The 5,222-nt window shown below is 72.3% G+C and carries 1 protein-coding gene and 1 pseudogene; one reads left to right on the forward strand and one right to left on the reverse strand.

Annotated features, from left to right (window positions below):
* A pseudogene (locus tag K7G60_RS38215) lies at window positions 1-1,455 on the reverse strand (histidine kinase); the annotation flags it as partial.
* Window positions 1,456-1,996: 541 nt separating this feature from the next.
* Here K7G60_RS38215 and K7G60_RS38220 point away from each other — a divergent pair.
* Window positions 1,997-4,060 (forward strand): SpoIIE family protein phosphatase, encoded by a 2,064-nt coding sequence (locus K7G60_RS38220; protein WP_225805573.1) that lies wholly within the window; start codon window positions 1,997-1,999, stop codon window positions 4,058-4,060.
* Window positions 4,061-5,222: the final 1,162 nt, after the last annotated feature.

Here is a 5,222-nt window from a genome sequence, read left to right on the forward strand (position 1 = left end):
GGTCCCCCCCCCGGCGAGCCCCACCCCCTCCTCGTCGAACGGCGGGGAGTCCTGCCCCCGCCAGTAGCCTGCCATCCCCAGCACCACGCCCCGGGCCCGCAGCGGCACGGCGATCAAGGAGTGGATGCCGCGGTCCAGGATCCGCAGGGCGTTGGCCGGGTCCTGGGTCCGCCAGCGGTGGGTGGTGCGCAGGTCCGCCTCCAGGACCGCGCGGTTGTCGGCCAGCCCAGCCGCCATGGGGCTGGTGGGAACGAACCGGATCAGCTCGCCGACGGGGTAGAGCGGGTGGTCGCCCTGAAGGCCGACGGCGGCGGTGCGGCGCATCTCGGTGCTCGCTTCGGTCGGCTCCTCGCCGCGCAGCACCGGGTCCAGCAGGTCGACCGTGACCACGTCGGCGAACCGGGGGACCGCCACCTCCGCCAGTTCCTCCGCGGTGCGCTCGACGTTCAGCGTCGTTCCCACCCGCACCCCCGCGTCGTAGAGCAGCTTCAGCCGCTCGCGGGCCACCTCGGCCCTGCCGGAGAGCGCCCGCAGCTCGGTGGTGTCCCGCAGCGTGACGACGGTCCCGGCCTGCCCGTAGGGGGTGGTGGGCCGGATGTTCACCGACAGCAGCCGATCGGTTGCCATGTGCAGCTCGTCGGTCGCGGAACGGCCCGATGCGATCGGCTCGGCGATCCCCTCCTCCAGGCCCAGGTCCGTGACGGGGAGGCCTTCCGCGTCCACGGGCAGACGCAGCAGCCGCCGCGCCTCGTCATTGGCCAGCAGCAGCCGTCCGCCGCCGCCGATGATCAGCACGCCCTCTCGCACCGCGTGGAGCACCGCGTCGTGGTGCTCGTACATCCTCGTCATCTCGGCCGGTCCCAGGCCATGGGTCCGGCGCAGCAGCCGACGGCTCACCAGAGCGGTTCCGCCCGCGGACAGGGCGAGCACCGCGGCTGCACTGCCGAGGACGACCGGCAGCTGCCGGTTCACCATGCTCTGCACGTTCTGGACCGTGACCGGGGAGGAGACGATGGCGATGACGCGACCGTCGGAGTCCTTGACGGGGACCACCGACACCACGGACTGTCCCAGGGACCCTTCGAAGGTCTCGGTGAAGGACTGGCCGGCCGCCGCCTTGGAGAAGGGGCCGACGACGTGCTTCCCGATCTGCCGTGGGTCGCTGTGGGCGAGGGTGACCCCGGAGAGTGAGTACACGTTGATGCCGTCGACCCCGGCGATCTTCCGGGCCGCCTCGGCGCTCGGCTGTAGCACTGCGCTCGGATGGGGACTGCGCAGGGCCGCGACGATTCCCGGGGATTCCGCGAACGTTCCGGCGGCGGCGAGCGTACGGTGCCGGGCGTCCACCATGCCGGCACTCCGGGCCTGCACCACGAGCGCCACCACCGCGGCGACGACGAGCAGCACCACGACGGCCAGCTGCAGGAGGAACACCTCGCCGGCCACGCTGCGCACGCTCAGAAGGGAGGACAGGCGCTGCGGCCGCCGCGCCCTTCCCTTGGGGGGCCGGGCGTGTTCCTGACGCTCCTGGTGGCTTCCCGAGCGGGGACGCCGAGGGGAAGAGGAAGAGTTCGTGGTCGAGCCGAGCAGCCGACGTCGGACTTGTCCAAGTAGGTCGCCCATACTTTATTTTCCAACCTCCATGGGCCGTCGGCAGCGGGGAGCGACGGTCGCCGAGCCGGCGACCCGGACCCTCTCCGCGGAGCGAGGGTGCGGCGCGGCGCGGCGCGTGGGGGCGCGGGCGGGATCCGGGCCGCCACCGCGCCGATGTGGAGCCCACGCCCACACGCCGTGCAAGAAGTCATGCTGGTCCAGGAAAACGGAGGATGGACGGGACGGGCTCAACGACGTGCAGGCCGCCGTTGCCGCCCTGCTGCGCCGAGCCGGCCGCCGGGGCGTTTCTCTCGGCTCAGTCCTCGCCACGGCGCACCTCGCGCCGCGGAATGCCCGTGGTGTCCGGATAATGGATGGAACGGCGAGTGGAAGGGGACGTCTCGTGCCATCGGCTCGGCCGGGGGGCGAGGAGACCCACGGCCCGTTCTGGTCCGAGCCGGGGACGCTGCTCGAGCACGTGCCCGTGGCCGTCTTCGGCCTCGATGACGGGGACCGCGTCTGCTACTGGGGGCCCGGCGCGCGGGACCTCTTCGGATACGGCGCCGCCGCCGTCCTGTCGAGGCCCGGCGCCGTTCTCTTCGCCGACGGGCCCCCGGGCACCCCCGACCCGTGCTCCCGGCTGACCGAGCGAGGCCGGACCCAGGGTTACTGGAGGGGGCGGCTGCCGGCCCGGCATCGTGACGGCGCCGTCTTCGACTGCGGCTTCCGGGCCTTCTCCGTGACCGGATCCGGCGGACCTTCGGTGGTGATGGTCCTGGCGAGCCGTAGTGACGAGCTCGATCGGGTCAAGACCAACCTCGCCTTCCTCGACGCCCTCTTCGAGACGTGCCCCATCGGTCTGGTCATGCTCGACCAGGACCTCCGGTACGTCCACCTCAACCAGGCGCTCGCCGACATGGACGGCCTGCCGATCGAGGCCCACCTCGGGCGGCGCATGGACGAGATCATGATCATGTCCGACGGCGGTGAGTACCAGCGCATGCTCCGCGGCGTCGCCCTGGGCGGAGCACCGGTCGTGGGGACCCTGGTGGGCACGCGTCCGCGGGGGCATCCGGACCGTGATCAGGTGCGGTCGGTGAGTTTCTTCCCCCTGAGCCAGGCGGTCGGCTCGCGCCCCGGAGTGGGCGGGCTGATGCTGGACGTGACCGACCGGGAACAGGCCATCCTGGAAGCCACCGCCGGCCGTCGACGGCTGGCTCTGCTGGACGGGGCCTCCACTCGCATCGGGACCACCCTGGACGTGAACGTCACCGCCCAGGAGCTGGTCGACGCTTCGATGCCGGACTTCTGCGACGGCGCCGTGGTCGAGGTCGTGGAGTGGATGGACGAGGCAGAGGACTTCGACCCGGCGCGACCGCTGTTCACCCGCAGGATCGCCTCCGGGACGATCCTGCCCCCTCCGGCCACCGAACTCGTGAGCGGGGTGGAGACGGTGCGGTATCCGCCCGGCTCCGTCATCCACGACATGCTGAGGACCGGTCGCGCCGTCTCCGCCGTGGTGGACGAGGAGTTCCTGGCCCGGACCGTCCTCATCGAGTCGCGCTCACGGCTCTTCGCCGAGAGCGGGTTGGCCTGCGTCCTCGTCGCTCCGCTCATCGCCAGGGGTACGGTCCAGGGAATCGCCATGTTCGGCCGGTCCACGGCCCGGCCGGCCTTCACCCGGGACGATGTCAGCCTGGCCGGTGAGCTCGCCTCACGGGCTGCGATCTGCCTGGACAACGCCCGTCTGTACAGCCGCGTCCAGGACATCGCCCTCACCCTGCAGCGGGCGTTGTTGCCCAGCGCGTTGGCGACCAGCCCGTACGTGGACGTGGCCCACCGGTACGTACCCGGCAGTCGGATCACCGAGGTCGGCGGAGACTGGTACGACGTGATCAGCCTGTCCGACGGCCGAGTCGCCCTGGTGGTGGGCGACGTGATGGGGCACGGCGTGTCGGCCGCCGCCGCCATGGGCCGCCTTCGTATCACCACCAAGGCTCTGGCCAGGCACGACAGCGAGCCCGACGACCTCCTCACCGAGCTCGACGCATGCGCCCAGGAGGCCGGCATCGAGCTGGCGACGTGCCTGTACATCGTCTACGACCCGAAGAGCGGAGGAGCCCGCATCGCCAGCGCCGGCCACCCCCCGCCCCTGGTGCTCCGGCCGGACGGCACGGTGGAGACCGTCGACGACGTCCTGGGAGTCCCTCTCGGCGTCGGCGGCTGTCCTTTCCGGACGATCGAGATCGAACTCCCCGCGAACGCGAGTCTCGCCCTGTACACCGACGGCCTCATCGAGACACGAGGCGCGGACCTCGAGGTCGGTCTGAAGGCATTGCGCACCGAACTGGGCAGGACCCCAGGCCCGTTGGAAGCGATGGCGGACCGCATCCTCGCGAGCCTGCTGCCCGCCCCGCCGGCCGACGACGCGGTTCTGGTCCTCGCCCGCGTCCGCCGCGCCCGCTGAGGAGGCGCCGGGTCCGGTGTGTCCTGTCAGCCGCTGCATCGCTCGTATGCGGCTCCGTTCAGGACAGCGGGCCTGGCTCGTCCACCAGCTCGACACCCTTGTGCGCGCCGACCGGCACCGAGCCGCCGTACCGGCCCTTCTGGGGCTGGTCGGCGGCCTTCAGTGCCTCCGGGGCGCCCGCGCGCTCGGCGCCCTCCCAGGCACCGGCCGCACGGGCCGCCGTACGCGGCTGCTGGTAAGGCGGCCAGTGAGAGGGTCCGCCGCGTGGAGCGCGACCACGCTGCCGCCGTCCGCCTTCAGGAGACGTTCCATGAGGAAGTTCTCCGCCCACCCCTCGGGGTCGGCCCGCCAGGCGGCCGCCACCAAGTCGCGTGCCGGGCCATGCCCGGCTCACCCAGAACCCACCGTCAGTCGAACAGGTCCGTCCGTGGCGTCGTCGGCGTCGTCCAGCAGGTGGCTCACGAGCCACCCGGCGGTCTCCACCGGACCGGGCCGGGGGGTCCGGCAGGCCCTCCAGGGGGCCTCGGCCAGGCCGTTCGCGACATCCCCGATCAGTCCGTCCGAGTCGTCGATCTCCCCGTACGTCCACCCCAAGGCCCGCGGGGCTCGCGGGCCACCTCCACCGCGTGGGCGGCCCGGCCGCTCGCCGTCAGCGCCCGTGGGGCGGTGACCGCCTCCGCCGCCTGCGAGCTGTTCCCGTGCTAGGGCGAGCAGTTCCTCGCGGGTACGGAACCCCAGCCGGGCGTCCAGCAGCCGGGTACGCGACGCGGCGGCCGACCGCTGTCGAGGCACGGATTCGGCCCGCCCAGGACAGCCAGGCCCACCGTCACACGGTGCTTGCGGAAATCGCCCTCCCGCCCGTACGGGCAGTCGCACCAGCCGGCCCCGATCTCCAGCCGGGACACCGCGAACAGACAGCCGAGCCCCGCTCGAAGGAGCCGCGCCCTGGTGAGCCGGCGCAGGTCTTCCTCGGTGGAGCCCGGAGCATGTCCGGCAGCGCAGGATGACGGACTACTCCACCGGCTGGCACGTCGACAGCTCGATCAACGTCCACATCGTCCCGCGCCTGGGGTCGCGGAAGCCGAACTCGGTCACCCCGATGGTGGTCGAACGCTTCCTGGACGCGATGGAGAGCGACGGAGTCGGCCGAGGGAACCAGCCG

Source organism: Streptomyces sp. NK15101 (assembly GCF_020400725.1).
Taxonomy (GTDB): Bacteria; Actinomycetota; Actinomycetes; order Streptomycetales; family Streptomycetaceae; genus Streptomyces.